A 13,205-nucleotide genomic window follows, 5' to 3' on the forward strand; every position below is an offset into this window, starting at 1 on the left:
CCCGTCGCTTGAAGACCCTACGCGGCCTCACGCCCTATCAAGCCATCTGCAAAGCATGGGCCGAGGAGCCGCAGCGTTTCACCGCAAATCCGCACCACCAAATGCCGGGACCAAACATCTAGGTGCGACCCGGCCAGGACGTCGTGGTGACAGGCGATCCCTTCGGCGGGATGCCGCTGCGGGGCCGCGTCGCCTTCGGTCGTCGCCCAAGCCAGCAGCAAGGGGCACAGCTTGGGGATGGGCTGACGCCCGAACACCGCCGGCGCCTCACCGTCTGCATGTCCGTCAGCCTGTCCATCGTGGTGCGTGAGCGGCAGGAGGCGGTGGTCCTGCCGCCCCAGGCGATCCGCACGGAGAACGGCCAGCACGTGGCCTGCATGCGCGACGGGGCACGCTTCGCGAGCCGCCCCGTCACTCTGGGCATCACCCTCCCCGAGGGCGTCGAGATCCACGAAGGGATCAGTCCCGGGGACGCGATCGTGCTGCGCGAGTGATCAGCTGCGGTAGCTGGGGTCGAGCCGGTCCAGCATCCGCAGCAGCGCCGGCCATTCCATGACGCCATAGGGGCGGCGCGTCTTGGGCTGGTAATTGTTCCAGGTCTCCTCCAGCACCTCGCGTCGCACCTGCACCAGCGGCACGTTGCAGGCCATGGCGGCCAGCTGCGCCTTGCAGGAGAGTTCGAGCCGGTGCATCGCGTTGAAGGCCTCGGCGATGCTGTGTCCGACAGTGAGTAGCCCATGGTTGCGCAGGATCATCGCGTTGCTGTCGCCCAGATCGGCCACCAGCTTGTCCTGCATGGCGACGTCGAGCACCACGCCCTCGTAGTCGTGATAGGCGATCTTCAGGAAGCGCATCGCTGTCTGGTTCATCGGCAGAAGGCCACATTCCAGCGAGGACACTGCCATGCCGGGCCAGGTATGGGTGTGGATTACACAGTCCAGGTCGTGCCGCCGCTCATGGATAGCGCCATGGATCACATATCCCGCGCGATTGATGCCGTACTCGAGCCCGCCGAAATCCGGCTTGAGCAGGACGTTGCCCTTCACGTCGATCTTGATGAGCGAGGAGGCGGTGATCTCCTCGTACATCAGCCCATAGGCATTAATCAGGAAGGCACCCTCCTCCCCAGGCACTCGGCAGGAAATATGGTTGGCGATCATGTCGCTCATCCCATAGTGGGCCGTGAGGCGGTAGCAGGCGGCGAGATCCACCCGCGCCTTCCACTCCTGAGGCGTCACCTGGTTCCGCAGGCTCGGAATGTTCAGGACGGGCTGCGCTTCTTCCAGCATGGGCTTCCTCCGTTTCGCTCCATCCTAGCCCGTGCGCCGCGTCCCGCCAGGGCCACCCTGGACGTGCCATGAATGGGACGCTTATTTTGCGCTGCCCGTTGCGCGGCGAAAATCGCCCGCCACGGTGACCCAGCGGCCGCATCGGCATTGAGCATCAGATGCGGCAACGCAACGGAGGAAGAGACGACATGCGGGCATGGATGATCTTGGGCGCGGCCCTGGCGGCGGCACCCTTCAGTGGCGCGGTGGCGCAGGACGCGGATGCAGGGCAGCGCGTCTTCAATCAGTGCCGTGCCTGTCACACCATCAACCAAGGCGGGCGCAACGGCGTCGGGCCGAACCTGCATGGCGTGTGGGACCGCAAGGCGGCAGCGGTGGAAGGGTTCCGCTACTCGAACCCGATGCGCGAGCGTGCCGCTGCAGGCCTGACCTGGGACGAAGCGACGCTGCGTTCCTACCTCACCGATCCCAAGGCGGTGGTCCCCGGTGGCTCCATGGCCTATCCGGGGCTCCGGAACGCGCAGCAGTTGAACGACCTGCTCGCCTACCTCCAGCGCGCCTCGACCGCGCAGTAGCGGCCGGGCGCGGCGGGGCCCCTCAGTGGGCCCCGGCGAAGGCCAGCATCATTGCATAGACCTCGCGCGTCACGGAGGAGAGGGTGCGGCCCAGTTCCTCCAGGTCCGCGACTTGGTCCACCCGCGCCATCGCCCGGTCCTGCTCCTCGGGAGAGAGGATCAGCGGGATGAGGCCGGCCGAGCGGGCGAGCCCGATCATCAGCGCCTCGCGCGGCTCCGGGATCTCATCATGCAGCAGCACGTCGCGCAGGCGGGCGCGCACTTCCTTGACCTCGGCCTGCCCCTCGGGCGGCTTGGGGTAGCGGCGCTCGGGGAACACCCAGAGGAAGCGCCCCTCCTCCCGCCGCAGCACGCCCTTGGCGGTGAGGCGGTCGAGCACCATGCTGCGCAAGTGCTCGGTCTTGCGGCCGATCTCGACAATCCAGTGCCGGCTGTCGCGCATCGTCTGAGACGACGAGATCATAATCAGCGCCTCGTCCAGCACCGGGTCGTCCGTGGGCTTCTGGCTGGTGACCATCAGCCGCTCCAGGTCCGTGTCCACGCGGCCCTGGAGCGAAAGCTCCATCAAGATCGCGCTGGACAGGGCGTAGTCTCCCGCCGGGGCCGGCAGCCCGATCGGCCGCCCGGTCCGGTCGTCGAGCAGGAGGAGCATGATCTCCTCCGGCATGGTCAGTTGCATGGCGCTTGCTCCTCAACGGTCGCGCCAGAGTGCGGAAGCCTTCCTGCCCTGTCCAGGGTGGGAGGATCACGGTGCGCTAGCCGCCGAGCCTCGCGACGCGAAGCGCTGCCACGGCGGCGCCCAAGCTGCGGCCCAGCGCCTCGATGCGGCCCAGCAGGTCCAGCCTGTCCTGCCGCGCCGCCAGGAGGTCCGCGGGCAGCAGCACGGGCAGCAGCCCCGCGGCCCGGGCCAGGGCGACCAGCAGCGCCTCTCGTGGTTCCGGCACGTGGTCGCCTTCCAGCGCGCGGCGCAGCCGGGCCAGCACCTCGCCCGCCTCGGGCCGGTCGCCGGCCGGCACCCAGCGGCGGGAACGGAAGAGCAGCAGCACCCGCCCTTCTTGTCGCCGAAGCAGCCCCTTTGCCTCCAGCCCCGCCATGGCCGCGCCACGTAGCGCATCCTCCTCGCGGGCGAGAAGCATCAGGGCGCTGCGCGAATCGCGTGAATCGGGCAGGCGTGCCAGGGCGATGTCCATCGTCGCGTCGCCTGTCGGCTCGGCCGCGACGAGGAGGAGCGCCTCCCGGTCCGTGTCGACGCGCCCGGCCAGGGCGAGTTCCATCAGCACCGCCCCAGCCAGGCCCAGCCCCGCCGCCATGCCCTGCCGGCCAAGGGGCCGTCCTTCCTCGTCGAGGGTGAGGAGCAGCACCTCCTCCGGCAGGGACAGGCTCATTCGGAGATCGCGGCCGACCAGGGCGACATCACGTCGGTGATGCCAACGCGCGTGCCGTCCTGCTGCAGGATCAGGTTCGGGCAGGCGAAGTTCACCGGCATCACCGCGTGCTCCACCACCTCGACCGGCGCATCGGCAGCCAGCGCCGCGACGACGGCATCGCCCAGGCGCTCATCCGCCGTGACGCCTTCCGGCCCGCTGACGTCGACCCGCGGATGATGCGCCGCCGCCTCCGGATCCATGCCGAAATCCGCGACATAGGACAGCATCTGGTAGACGCTCGCCATGATGCGCCGCCCGCCCGATGCGCCGAGCGCGACTTGCGGGTCGCCCTCCGCATCGAGCGCGATCACCGGGCACATGTTGCAAAGCGGACGCTTGCCCGGACCGATGGCGTTGGGCGTCTCGGGCCGCGGGTCGAACCACATCACGCCGTTGTTCATCAGCACGCCGGTGCGCGGCAGCACCATGCGCGACCCCATGGAGGAAAGCAGCGTCGTGGTCATCGCCACCATCATCCCGTTGCGGTCGGCGGCGGTCAGGTGGGTGGTGCAGCTATCGGCGCCCTGCGGCTCCGCCTCGCCCAGGCCGGCAAGGCGCTCAGCGTAGGATTCGCGCAGGGAGCGCGCGAGATGCGCGTACCATTCCGCGTCGGGCACGCCGCTGAAGGGTGCCGACTCCATCCGCTCCAGCAGGCGCGCAAGGGTAGGGGCGGCGGTGAGGCCGCGTGCCAGCATCAGCCGGCGGCCGCGATACGTGACCTCCAGCGCCGGGACGCTTCGGGCCGTGCGGCCGGACAGATCCTCGGCGGACAGGAAGCCTTCCATCGCCTTCATGTCGGCTGCGATCTCGCGCGCCACGTCGCCCTCGTAGAAGTCGCGCAGCCCAGCGGATTGCAGCCGCTCCAGCGTGTCGGCCAGCTTGCCCAGGCGGAAAAAGCCCGGCTTCCCCTGGTAGGGCGCGACCGGCGGCAGGCCGTTCGGCAGATAGATGCGCGCGCTTTCCTCGTAGAGGCGCAGAACGGCGGCGCTGTTGGCGATCTTGAGCGTGGTGAACCAGTCCTGCGCCAGGCCGCGCTTCGCCAGTGCCACGGCGGGAGCCAGGATCTCGCGGATCGGCAGCGTGCCGTGGCGCTCGTGCAGCAGCGCGTAGCCGGCGACGGCGGAGGGGATGACGACGGATTTCGGCCCGTGGATGTTCACGTCGCCTTGCACCTCGGGCCAGGCGAAGAGGTCCTGCTTCATCCGCCCGGTCATCGGATAGGCGGAAGGATCGAGGCCGCCCGGCGCGCGGGGGCCGAAATCGTAGGTCTCGGCGGCATGGCCGGGCTTCATCACCTGCGCGAAGCCGATCCCGCCCAGGCCGCTGTTCCAGGGCTCGACGGCGGCTAGGGCGAAGGCGGTGGCGACGGCCGCATCCGCCGCCGTGCCGCCCATGCGCAGCATCGCCGCCCCTGCCTCGGCCGCCTCGCGCGCCTGGGAGGCGACGATGCCCCCCTCCCCGCGCGCGGCGGGCTTGCGGAGGGTCCAGTGCTGCGAAACGTGCGGGATCATGCGGCGGCGCTCCTGTGTCGTCCGGCGCATGGTCGGCGCGGCGCGGCCCGCGGGCAAGCCACCCTTGCCCCTTCCGCCCCCGCCCAATGTCGCCTAAAGCCGGGAAAACCCCCATCTCGGCAGGGAGAGATACGGATGAGCCTGGACGTCGCCCCGGAACTGCGGAGCTTCATCGAGAACGAGGCGCTTCCTGGCACGGGGGTGGAGCCTGCGCGGTTCTGGCAGGGGATGGAGGCGATCCTGCGCGACCTCGCCCCGCGCAACGCCGCCCTGCTGGCCAAGCGCGATGCCCTTCAGGCCAAGCTGGATGAATGGCACCGGACCAACCCGGCCCGCCCCATCGACCTCGGCGCCTACGAGGCCTTCCTGCGCGAGATCGGCTACCTCCTGCCCGAGCCCGCGGACTTCCAGGTCACCACGGCGAACACAGACCCCGAGTTCGGCCTCGTCGCCGGGCCGCAGCTTGTCGTTCCTGTCTCCAACGCGCGCTATGCGCTGAACGCCGCCAATGCGCGCTGGGGCTCGCTCTACGACGCGCTCTACGGCACTGACGCCATCCCGGAGTCGGATGGCGCAGAGCGGACGGGCAGCGACTACAATCCCGCGCGCGGCAAGCGCGTCATCACCTTCGCACGGCAGGTGCTGGACCAGGCCGCAAAGCTGGATGGCGCCGGCCATGCCGAGGCGATCAAGTACCAGGTGAAGGACGGCCAGCTCCTCGTCTCGCTCCAGGGCGGCGGCGATGTGGGGCTGAAGAACCCGGCTGTCCTCGTCGGCTACACGGGCGAGCCTTCCTCGCCGAAGTCGCTGCTGTTCCGCAACAACGGGCTGCACCTCGAGCTGCGGATCGACCGCTCGCACCCCATCGGCAAGGAGGATGCGGCGGGCGTCGCCGACCTCGTGCTGGAAAGCGCCCTCTCGACCATCCAGGATTGCGAGGACAGCGTCGCTGCGGTGGACGCCGCCGACAAGGTGCTGGTCTATCGCAACTGGCTTGGGCTGATGAGGGGCGACCTTGCCGCCGACCTCGAGAAGGACGGCAAGGTGATGACGCGCCGGCTCAACCCGGATCGGACTTGGACCACGTCCGATGGCAAGGGGACGATCACCCTGCCCGGCCGCTCGGTCATGCTGGTGCGCAACGTCGGCCATCACATGATGACGGATGCGGTGACGCTGGATGGCGCGCAGACGCCGGAGACGATCCTGGACTGCCTCGTCACCTCGCTGATCGCGGTGCACGACGTGAACGGCAAGCGCCTGAACTCCCGCGCCGGCAGCGTCTATATCGTGAAGCCGAAGATGCACGGACCGGAAGAAGTGGCCTGGGCGAACGAGCTGTTCGGTCGCGTCGAGGACGTGCTCGGCCTCGCGCGCAACACGCTGAAAATGGGCATCATGGACGAGGAGCGGCGCACCACCGTCAACCTCAAGGCCTGCATCAAGGAGGCGTCGAGCCGCGTCGCCTTCATCAATACCGGCTTCCTCGACCGCACGGGCGACGAGATCCACACCTCGATGGAAGCCGGCCCGATGATCCGCAAGAACGACATGAAGGGCACGGCCTGGATCAAGGCTTATGAGGACTGGAACGTCGATATCGGCCTCCTGTGCGGGCTGCGCGGCAAGGCCCAGATCGGCAAGGGCATGTGGGCCATGCCCGATGCCATGGCCGCGATGATCGAGCAGAAGGTGGCCCACCCGAAGGCCGGGGCAACCACGGCCTGGGTGCCTTCCCCCACCGCCGCCACGCTGCACGCGCTGCACTATCACCAGGTGAGCGTGGCCGCGCGGCAGGAGGAGATCGCGAAGGGCGGCCGCCGTGCCTCGCTGGAGGACCTGCTGACCGTGCCGGTTGCGACCAACACCAACTGGGCGCCAGCCGACCTCCAAGCGGAGCTCGACAACAACGCGCAGGGCATCCTGGGCTACGTGGTGCGCTGGGTGGACCAGGGCGTCGGCTGCTCCAAGGTGCCGGACATCAACAACGTCGGGCTGATGGAGGACCGGGCGACGCTGCGCATCTCCGCCCAGCACATCGCCAACTGGCTTCGCCACGGCATCGTCTCGGCCGACCAGGTGATGGCGACGATGCAGCGCATGGCGGCGGTGGTGGACCGGCAGAATGCGGGCGACCCGCTCTACCACGCCATGGCGCCGGGCTTCGACGGCGTGGCGTTCCGCGCCGCCTGCGCGCTGGTCTTCGAAGGGACGACGCAGCCGAATGGCTACACGGAGTTCCTGCTGACGCGCTTCCGCCGCGAGGCGAAGGCCGCAGGCTGAGGATGCGGCGGGGGCTCAGCGCCCCCGCCCACCGCCCCCTCCCCCACCGCGTCCGCCACCACCTCCGCCGCCGCCACCGGAATTTCCTCCGCCACCGCGTGGGCCGGCATTGCCGCCCCCGTGGCGATTACCGCCGCCACCCGGATTTCCTCCGCCGCGCGGACCGCGATCGCCGCCGCCCGGGTTGCCGCCCCGGCCACCGCCCCCGGGATTGCCGGAGGGGCGCCCGCCTCCCGGCCCTCGTCCTCCTCCGCCACCGGCAGGCCCGCGATCAGGGCCTGGGCCGCGTGACGGCGCCGATGGGCGAGGTGATGGCCCGCGGTCCGGCCCGGGGCGAAAGTCCCGCTCCGGCCCTCCGCGCGGCCGCTCGAAGCGCGGCGGTCCGCCGCCCGGGCCACGGTCCGGCCCTCGTCCCCGGGGCGGGCCGCCTACCGCGCGCGGCGGCTCCCAGCCGCGGAAGCGGCCGTCCCAGCGCGCCGGGCCGGGGCTGCGCGGTCCGCGGCGGTCTGGGTCCGGGCGCCAATAGCCGCCCGCCGGCAACGGGCGCCCGCCCGGAATCCGCGCGTATCGGGCCGGCTCGACCAGCACGCCACGGCCCCAGGAGGGGCGTGCCCAACCCCAGAGCGCACCAAGGACGGCCGCACCGCCCAGAAAGGCCAGGCCCGTCCCTAGCGACCCGCCCAGGCCGTAGGACGCGGGCGGCGGCGCGTAGGGCGGCGGGTAATCCGGATAGGGCCACTCCCCATAAACGAGGCGCGGGTCATAGACCGGCACATAGACGCGGTCCGGCTGCGCCGGCTCGATCAGGATGACCTCGGGCGGCGGCTCGACGATCCAGGCACCGGCGGGGGGCGGGGCCGCGAAGGGCTCGGTGGAGACGGCGAGGCGCTCGTCACCACGCAGGTGACCGCGCTCCCGCGCGCGATGCCGCAGCACCTGCACCGCGTTGAGCACGTCGGCTTCGCGCTCCAGGAAGGCCTCGCCCAGGGCCTGGGTCCAGTCCAGGTTCTGGCTCATCATCCGCAGCACGTCGGGAAAGGCCACCAGCGACTTTACCGCGGGGTCCCAGGGAGCCGCGCCGGCGGCCCGTTCCAGCTCAGCGCCGGACAGCCCGGCGTTTCGCGGGTCTGACATCCAGCGCTCCGCCTGCACCACCTCCACCGGGTAGGTGGCAGCCATCAGCACCTGCGCCAGCAGCCGGTCGGGGTAAAGGGCGATGGGCGCCACGAGCTGTTCCAACCGGCCGCGCGTCAGGCGCGCGTCCTGGCCACGCGCCGGCGGCAGGATGGCGAGCAGCCCGCCCCCCGCGAGCAGCAGCAGCGTCCCACGCCGCGTTTCCACGCCCTTTCGGTCCTCGGCCACTCCGGCGTCTCCTCGTTCCGCTTCCTTGCCAACGGGGAAAGGACGCCTCCGTTTGCCGGAACCCGTGCGGCGCGCCATGCTCGGGACGGGAGGAATTACCGCCATGCTCCGTCGCCATGCCCTCGCCCTGCTGGGCGCGCCCGCGCTTTTGCCAAGCCGCGTCTCGGCCCAGTTCAGCCGGCCCATCCGCATCGTCGTGCCCTTTCCGCCAGGCGGCTCCAACGACGTGGTCGCGCGGCCGCTGGCGGATCGGCTTCAGGCGCGGATCGGCCAACCGGTGGTGATCGAGAACCGCGCCGGCGCGGGCGGCTCCATCGGCGCGGGTCAGGTGGCGCAGGCGCCCGCCGACGGGACCACGCTGATGATTACCTCCTCCTCCTTCGCCGCCTCGGCGGTGGTGCAGCGCACGCCCTATGACGCGCAGACCTCCTTCGATCCGGTCTCGGTCTTGGCGCGCGCGCCCTTCTTCATCCTGACCAACCCGAACTTCCCCCCGCGCGACGTGGGGGCGCTGATCGAGTACGCGAAGGCCAATCCGGGCAAGGTGGATTTCGGCTCTTCCGGCCCGGGCGGCATCAACCACTTCATCTCCGAGCTTTTCGCGCTGCGCGCTGGCATCCGGCTGAACCACGTGCCCTATCGCGGCATGCCGCCGGCGGTGACGGACCTTGTCGCCGGACACATCCAGATGCTGATCACCACCATGGCCAGCGCCTCCGCCCCGGTGCGGGAGAATCGCGTGCGCCTGCTCGCCTACACCGCCCCCGGCGCGCCTCCGGGCAGCCCGCCAGCGCCCACAGTGCGCGAGGTGACGGGCCTCGACTACGACGCCGCGATCTGGTGGGGGCTCTTCGCGCCGCGCGGCACCCCGCGCGAGGTGGTGCGCGCCCTGAACGAGGCGACGCGCGCCGCCTTGGCCGAGCCGGAACTGGCCCGCATCTACGAGGCGGAGGGCGCGCGCCCCGCTCCCTCCTCGCCGGAGGAGTTCGCCGCCACGCTCGCCGCCGACATCGCCCGCTTCCGCGAGGTGGCACAGGCCGCGAATATCCGACTCGACTGATGGCGCTGCCACGGAAGGATTTCGACCCCCATTCGCGCGGCCCGCTGCATGGGCTGCGGATCGTGGACCTGTCGCGCCTCGTCGCTGGAAACACCGCCACGAAGGTAATGGCCGATGCCGGCGCCGAGGTGATCAAGGTCGAGCCGCCGGAGGGCGACACGCTGCGCGCGTGGCGCGTCGAGGGGATCGAGACGTCCTGGAAGACGATCTGCCGCAACAAGCTCTCGGTCTGCCTCGACCTGAAGTCGCCCGAGGGCGTCGCCGTGGTGAAACGCCTCGTCGAGGGTGCGGCGATGTTCGTCGAATCCTTCCGGCCTGGCGTGCTGGAAGCGATGGGCTTGGCGCCGGATGTGCTGCTGGCGATCAACCCGCGCCTCGTCATCCTGCGCGTCTCGGGCTGGGGGCAGGACGGACCGTATCGCCACAAGCCAGGCTTCGGCACGCTGGTCGAGGGGTATTCGGGCTTCGCCGCCATCAACGGCTTCGGTGACCGGGAACCGGTGCTTCCCCCCATGTTCATGGGCGATGCCTATGCCGGGCTGCACGGCGCTGCCGCCGCCATGATCGCCCTTCGCCATGCCGAGGTGACGGGCGAAGGCCAAGTGGTGGACCTGTCGCTGTTCGAGCCGCTCTTCGCCGTGCTGGAGCCGCAGATGGCGAATTGGCGCCTCACCGGGCGCAAGAAGCCGCGGACGGGCTCGCGCTCCACCAACACCGCGCCGCGCAACGTCTACAGGACCGGCGATGGCGGCTGGGTGTGCCTCAGTGCCTCCACCCAGGGCATGACGGAGAAGCTGTTCCGCGCCATTGGCCGTGCGGACCTCGTCGCCGATCCGCGCTACGCCACCAACCCGCAGCGCGTCCGCAACGCGGGCGAACTGGACACGATCATCGGCGAATTCGTAGGCCGAATGACCCTGGCCGAATGCTGCGACTTCTTCGACAAGGCGGGCGTCACCATCGGCCCTGTCATGGACACTGAGTTGCTGGAGAAGGACGGCTACGTTCGCGGGCGCGAGGCGCTGGTGGAAGTCCCGGATGACGAGATGCCGGGCGGCCTGCTGCCCATGACCGGCGCGGTGCCACGCCTGTCGCGCACGCCCAACATCCTGGCCCGCCCTGCACCGAAGCTGGGCGAGCACAACGAGGCGGTGCTGGCGCCCCTGCTGGGCGAGGCGGAGGTGACGCGACTGCGCGGGGCGGGCATCCTGCGCGGATGACGCCCACCGATCCCGCCCTGATGTCGGCGGAAGACCTCCTTGCCCTCTATGCCCGCCGCGCCCTGTCCCCCGTCGAGGCCCTGAAGGCGGTCACCGAGCGGGTGGCGCGGCTCAATCCCTGGGTCAACGCCTTCGCCGCGCTGAACCCGCGCGCCATCCAGCAGGCCGGCGAGAGCGAGGCGCGCTGGATGGCCGGCCGCCCCATGGGCGCGCTGGATGGCGTGCCCTGCACGGTGAAGGACCTGCTGAACCTCGCGGGCTTCCCGACGCGGCGGGGCTCGCGCACCACCGACGCCACCCCGGCGACGGAGGACGCGCCGGCGGTAATGGGACTGAAGCGCGAGGGCGCGGTGATCCTGGGCAAGACCACCACCACCGAGTTCGGCTGGAAGACGCCGGGCGACTGCCCGCTGCACGGCATCACACGCAATCCCTGGAACCGGGAGCGGACGCCGGGCGGCTCCTCCTCCGGAGCGGGAGCCGCGGCGGCGGCCAGCTTCGGGCCGCTGCATATCGGCACGGATGCGGGCGGCTCCATCCGCATCCCCGCGGCCTATTGCGGCGTGGTGGGGGTGAAGCCTTCCTTCGGGCGGGTGCCGCAATGGCCGCTCGGCGCATTCGCCAATGTCGCCGCCGCGGGGCCGATGGCGCGCACCGTGCGCGATTCGGCGCTGATGCTGAACGCCATGGCGCGGCACGACCTGCGCGACCCCTTCTGCTTGCCCGACGACGCGCGTGACTGGCGCGACGGCATCGAGGCGGGCGTGTCCGGACTCCGGGTCGCCCTCGTGCGGCGCAAGGGCTTCGACGCGCCGCTCGATCAGGAAGGGACGGACGCGCTCGACGGCGCCGCCCGCGCCCTGGAGTCGATGGGCGCGATCGTCGAGGAGGCGGAGCCGAACCTGCCGGATATCCGCGCCGTGTTCGGGCGGGTCTGGGGCGTCGCCCTCGCGCGGCTGGTCGCCACCGTGCCCGCCGAGAAGCACGCCCTGCTCGACCCCGGCATCCTGGAGGTGGCGGAGCGCGAGTCGCGCATGTCGGCGGTGGATTTCCTGGGCGCCGACGCGCTGCGCATCGAGGCGGCGCACGCGATGGCGCGGTTCCACCAGCGATTCGACCTCATCCTCAGCCCCGGCACCCCGACCGCCGCCTTCGGCGCGGACCAGCCCACCCTGCAGCCGCACATGGCGCTGTGGCGCGACTGGGCGCCCTGGACCTTCCTGTTCAACCTGAGCCGCCAGCCGGCCATCTCCGTCCCAGTGGGGCTGGATTCCGAGGGGATGCCGCGCGCAGTCCAGGTTGCGGCGGCGCTCTACCGCGATGACCTCGCCTTTCGCGGGGCTCGGGCGCTGGAACTCGCCGTCCGTCATCCCGCCGCCCCGGACTTGTAACCAGACCGCAACCATGCTTCACGCCCCGCCCAGCGGGATGGAGAAGCTGGATGCGGCTGGTCACCTTCGATGACGGCAAGGGCGCGCGCCTCGGCGCGCTGACGGCATCGGGGATTCGCGACCTCGGCCCCCGGACCATGATGGACGCCATCGCCGACACCTCTGGCCTGCTCGCCGCCTGCGAGAAAGCCTCGGTGGTGACGGAGGCGAAGCTGCTGGCGCCCCTGCCGCGCACGCCGAAGAACATCTTCTGCGTCGGCAAGAACTACCACGAGCACGCGAAGGAATTCGCCGGCTCCGGCTTCGACGGCGGCGCCAAGGACGTGGTGCCCCCCTTCCCCGTGGTGTTCTCCAAGCCCCACACCTCCGTCATCGCCCATGGCGAGCCGATCCTCTCTGCCTTGGACCCCACCGGTGGCCTCGACTACGAAGGCGAGCTGGCGGTGGTCATCGGGGTGGGCGGGCGCGGCATCCGCAAGGCGGACGCGCTGTCCCATGTCTTCGGCTACACCATCGTCAACGACGTGACGGCGCGCCACCTGCAGAAGCGCCACAGCCAGTGGATCCTCGGCAAGGGGCTGGACAGCTTCTGCCCGATGGGTCCGGCCATCCTCACCGCGGATGCGGTGCCCGACCCGGCGGAGCTGACGCTCACCACCTGGGTGAACGGACAGCGGCGGCAGCATGCCCCGGTGCGCGACCTGATCTTCGACATCCCAACGCTGATCGAGGCCATCAGCGCCGGTATCACGCTGGAGCCGGGCGACGTGATCGCCACCGGCACCCCGGCGGGCGTGGGCATCGGCTTCGACCCGCCGGTCTTCCTCCAGCCCGGCGACGTGGTGCGCATCGAGGTGCCGGGAATCGGCGTCCTCGAGAACCCGGTCGCCTGACCAGCAGAGCTCCGTCAGGGAGGAAGAGAATGCTCCGCATGCCGCTCGCCCACGCCGCCCGGCGCCGCCTGCTTACCCTGCCCGCGCCGCCGCGCCCGGACGCCTCGGCGCAGCAGCGCCAAGCCGCCCCGGCGAAGCCCGCCGAGGCGCCGCGCAAGACCGGCACCAGCCCGCGCGGCTGACAGCGGGGGCCA

Annotated in this window: 13 protein-coding genes and 1 pseudogene; 9 read left to right on the forward strand and 5 right to left on the reverse strand. The window is 70.8% G+C overall.

Going from position 1 to position 13,205, the window contains the following annotated elements; all coding sequences use genetic code 11:
• Positions 1-122, forward strand: a pseudogene (locus OF850_RS18465) (IS481 family transposase); the annotation flags it as partial.
• Positions 123-146: 24 nt separating this feature from the next.
• Positions 147-494: an efflux RND transporter periplasmic adaptor subunit gene (locus OF850_RS18470; RefSeq protein ID WP_301591825.1), complete on the forward strand. Its 348-nt coding sequence runs from the start codon at positions 147-149 to the stop codon at positions 492-494.
• On the opposite strand, the gene OF850_RS18475 is transcribed toward OF850_RS18470, so the two are convergent.
• Complete coding sequence (locus OF850_RS18475; protein ID WP_301591826.1) at positions 495-1,289, reverse strand: class II aldolase/adducin family protein; 795 nt, start codon at positions 1,287-1,289, stop codon at positions 495-497.
• Positions 1,290-1,477: 188 nt separating this feature from the next.
• Between OF850_RS18475 and OF850_RS18480 the strand changes: the two genes are divergently transcribed.
• A complete protein-coding gene (locus OF850_RS18480) occupies positions 1,478-1,864 on the forward strand; it encodes a c-type cytochrome (RefSeq protein WP_301591827.1) in 387 nt (128 codons plus the stop codon).
• A 22-nt stretch (positions 1,865-1,886) separates the two neighbouring features.
• Here the strand turns inward: OF850_RS18480 and OF850_RS18485 are convergent, their stop codons facing one another.
• The 3 genes from OF850_RS18485 to OF850_RS18495 all read right to left on the reverse strand — a co-directional run bounded on the left by OF850_RS18485 (position 1,887) and on the right by OF850_RS18495 (position 4,802).
• Positions 1,887-2,543, reverse strand: coding sequence for a GOLPH3/VPS74 family protein (locus OF850_RS18485; protein WP_301591828.1), 657 nt, complete (start codon positions 2,541-2,543; stop codon positions 1,887-1,889).
• A gap of 76 nt (positions 2,544-2,619) precedes the next feature.
• The gene (locus OF850_RS18490; RefSeq protein ID WP_301591829.1) at positions 2,620-3,249 is read right to left on the reverse strand and encodes a GOLPH3/VPS74 family protein; all 630 of its coding nucleotides are present in this window, start codon (positions 3,247-3,249) and stop codon (positions 2,620-2,622) included.
• Entirely contained in the window at positions 3,246-4,802 is a 1,557-nt protein-coding gene (locus OF850_RS18495) for a gamma-glutamyltransferase (RefSeq protein ID WP_301591830.1), read from the reverse strand. The genes OF850_RS18490 and OF850_RS18495 overlap by 4 nt, the downstream gene beginning before the upstream one ends.
• Positions 4,803-4,937: 135 nt before the next feature.
• On the opposite strand from OF850_RS18495, the gene OF850_RS18500 reads away from it, so the two are divergent.
• Complete coding sequence (locus OF850_RS18500; RefSeq protein WP_301591831.1) at positions 4,938-7,085, forward strand: malate synthase G; 2,148 nt, start codon at positions 4,938-4,940, stop codon at positions 7,083-7,085.
• Positions 7,086-7,100: 15 nt separating this feature from the next.
• On the opposite strand, the gene OF850_RS18505 is transcribed toward OF850_RS18500, so the two are convergent.
• Positions 7,101-8,447, reverse strand: a complete 1,347-nt coding sequence (locus OF850_RS18505; protein ID WP_301591832.1) for a DUF3300 domain-containing protein — start codon at positions 8,445-8,447, stop codon at positions 7,101-7,103.
• 103 nt (positions 8,448-8,550) lie between these two features.
• Between OF850_RS18505 and OF850_RS18510 the strand changes: the two genes are divergently transcribed.
• The 5 genes from OF850_RS18510 to OF850_RS18530 are packed head-to-tail and all read left to right on the forward strand — an operon-like array spanning position 8,551 to position 13,193.
• Positions 8,551-9,507, forward strand: a complete 957-nt coding sequence (locus OF850_RS18510; RefSeq protein ID WP_301591833.1) for a tripartite tricarboxylate transporter substrate-binding protein — start codon at positions 8,551-8,553, stop codon at positions 9,505-9,507.
• Complete coding sequence (locus OF850_RS18515) at positions 9,507-10,727, forward strand: CaiB/BaiF CoA transferase family protein (protein ID WP_301591834.1); 1,221 nt, start codon at positions 9,507-9,509, stop codon at positions 10,725-10,727. Before OF850_RS18510 ends, OF850_RS18515 begins: the two co-directional genes overlap by 1 nt.
• Positions 10,724-12,118 carry an amidase gene (locus tag OF850_RS18520; protein ID WP_301591835.1) on the forward strand — a complete coding sequence of 465 codons (1,395 nt, stop codon included), beginning with the start codon at positions 10,724-10,726 and terminating at the stop codon, positions 12,116-12,118. The genes OF850_RS18515 and OF850_RS18520 overlap by 4 nt, the downstream gene beginning before the upstream one ends.
• Positions 12,119-12,168: 50 nt before the next feature.
• Positions 12,169-13,011, forward strand: a complete 843-nt coding sequence (locus OF850_RS18525) for a fumarylacetoacetate hydrolase family protein (protein WP_301591836.1) — start codon at positions 12,169-12,171, stop codon at positions 13,009-13,011.
• A 29-nt stretch (positions 13,012-13,040) separates the two neighbouring features.
• Positions 13,041-13,193: a hypothetical protein gene (locus tag OF850_RS18530; RefSeq protein WP_301591837.1), complete on the forward strand. Its 153-nt coding sequence runs from the start codon at positions 13,041-13,043 to the stop codon at positions 13,191-13,193.
• The last annotated feature ends 12 nt before the right edge of the window (positions 13,194-13,205 follow it).

This window comes from Sabulicella glaciei (genome assembly GCF_026183895.1).
GTDB classification, from domain to species: domain Bacteria; phylum Pseudomonadota; class Alphaproteobacteria; order Acetobacterales; family Acetobacteraceae; genus Roseococcus; species Roseococcus glaciei.

Coding starts and splice junctions, on each gene's coding strand:
- OF850_RS18475 (WP_301591826.1), bottom strand. CDS start 1,289: ATGCTGGAAGAAGCGCAGCCCGTCCTGAACATTCCGAGCCTGCGGAAC.
- OF850_RS18480 (WP_301591827.1), top strand. CDS start 1,478: ATGCGGGCATGGATGATCTTGGGCGCGGCCCTGGCGGCGGCACCCTTC.
- OF850_RS18485 (WP_301591828.1), bottom strand. CDS start 2,543: ATGCAACTGACCATGCCGGAGGAGATCATGCTCCTCCTGCTCGACGAC.
- OF850_RS18490 (WP_301591829.1), bottom strand. CDS start 3,249: ATGAGCCTGTCCCTGCCGGAGGAGGTGCTGCTCCTCACCCTCGACGAG.
- OF850_RS18495 (WP_301591830.1), bottom strand. CDS start 4,802: ATGATCCCGCACGTTTCGCAGCACTGGACCCTCCGCAAGCCCGCCGCG.
- OF850_RS18500 (WP_301591831.1), top strand. CDS start 4,938: ATGAGCCTGGACGTCGCCCCGGAACTGCGGAGCTTCATCGAGAACGAG.
- OF850_RS18510 (WP_301591833.1), top strand. CDS start 8,551: ATGCTCCGTCGCCATGCCCTCGCCCTGCTGGGCGCGCCCGCGCTTTTG.
- OF850_RS18515 (WP_301591834.1), top strand. CDS start 9,507: ATGGCGCTGCCACGGAAGGATTTCGACCCCCATTCGCGCGGCCCGCTG.
- OF850_RS18520 (WP_301591835.1), top strand. CDS start 10,724: ATGACGCCCACCGATCCCGCCCTGATGTCGGCGGAAGACCTCCTTGCC.
- OF850_RS18525 (WP_301591836.1), top strand. CDS start 12,169: ATGCGGCTGGTCACCTTCGATGACGGCAAGGGCGCGCGCCTCGGCGCG.
- OF850_RS18530 (WP_301591837.1), top strand. CDS start 13,041: ATGCTCCGCATGCCGCTCGCCCACGCCGCCCGGCGCCGCCTGCTTACC.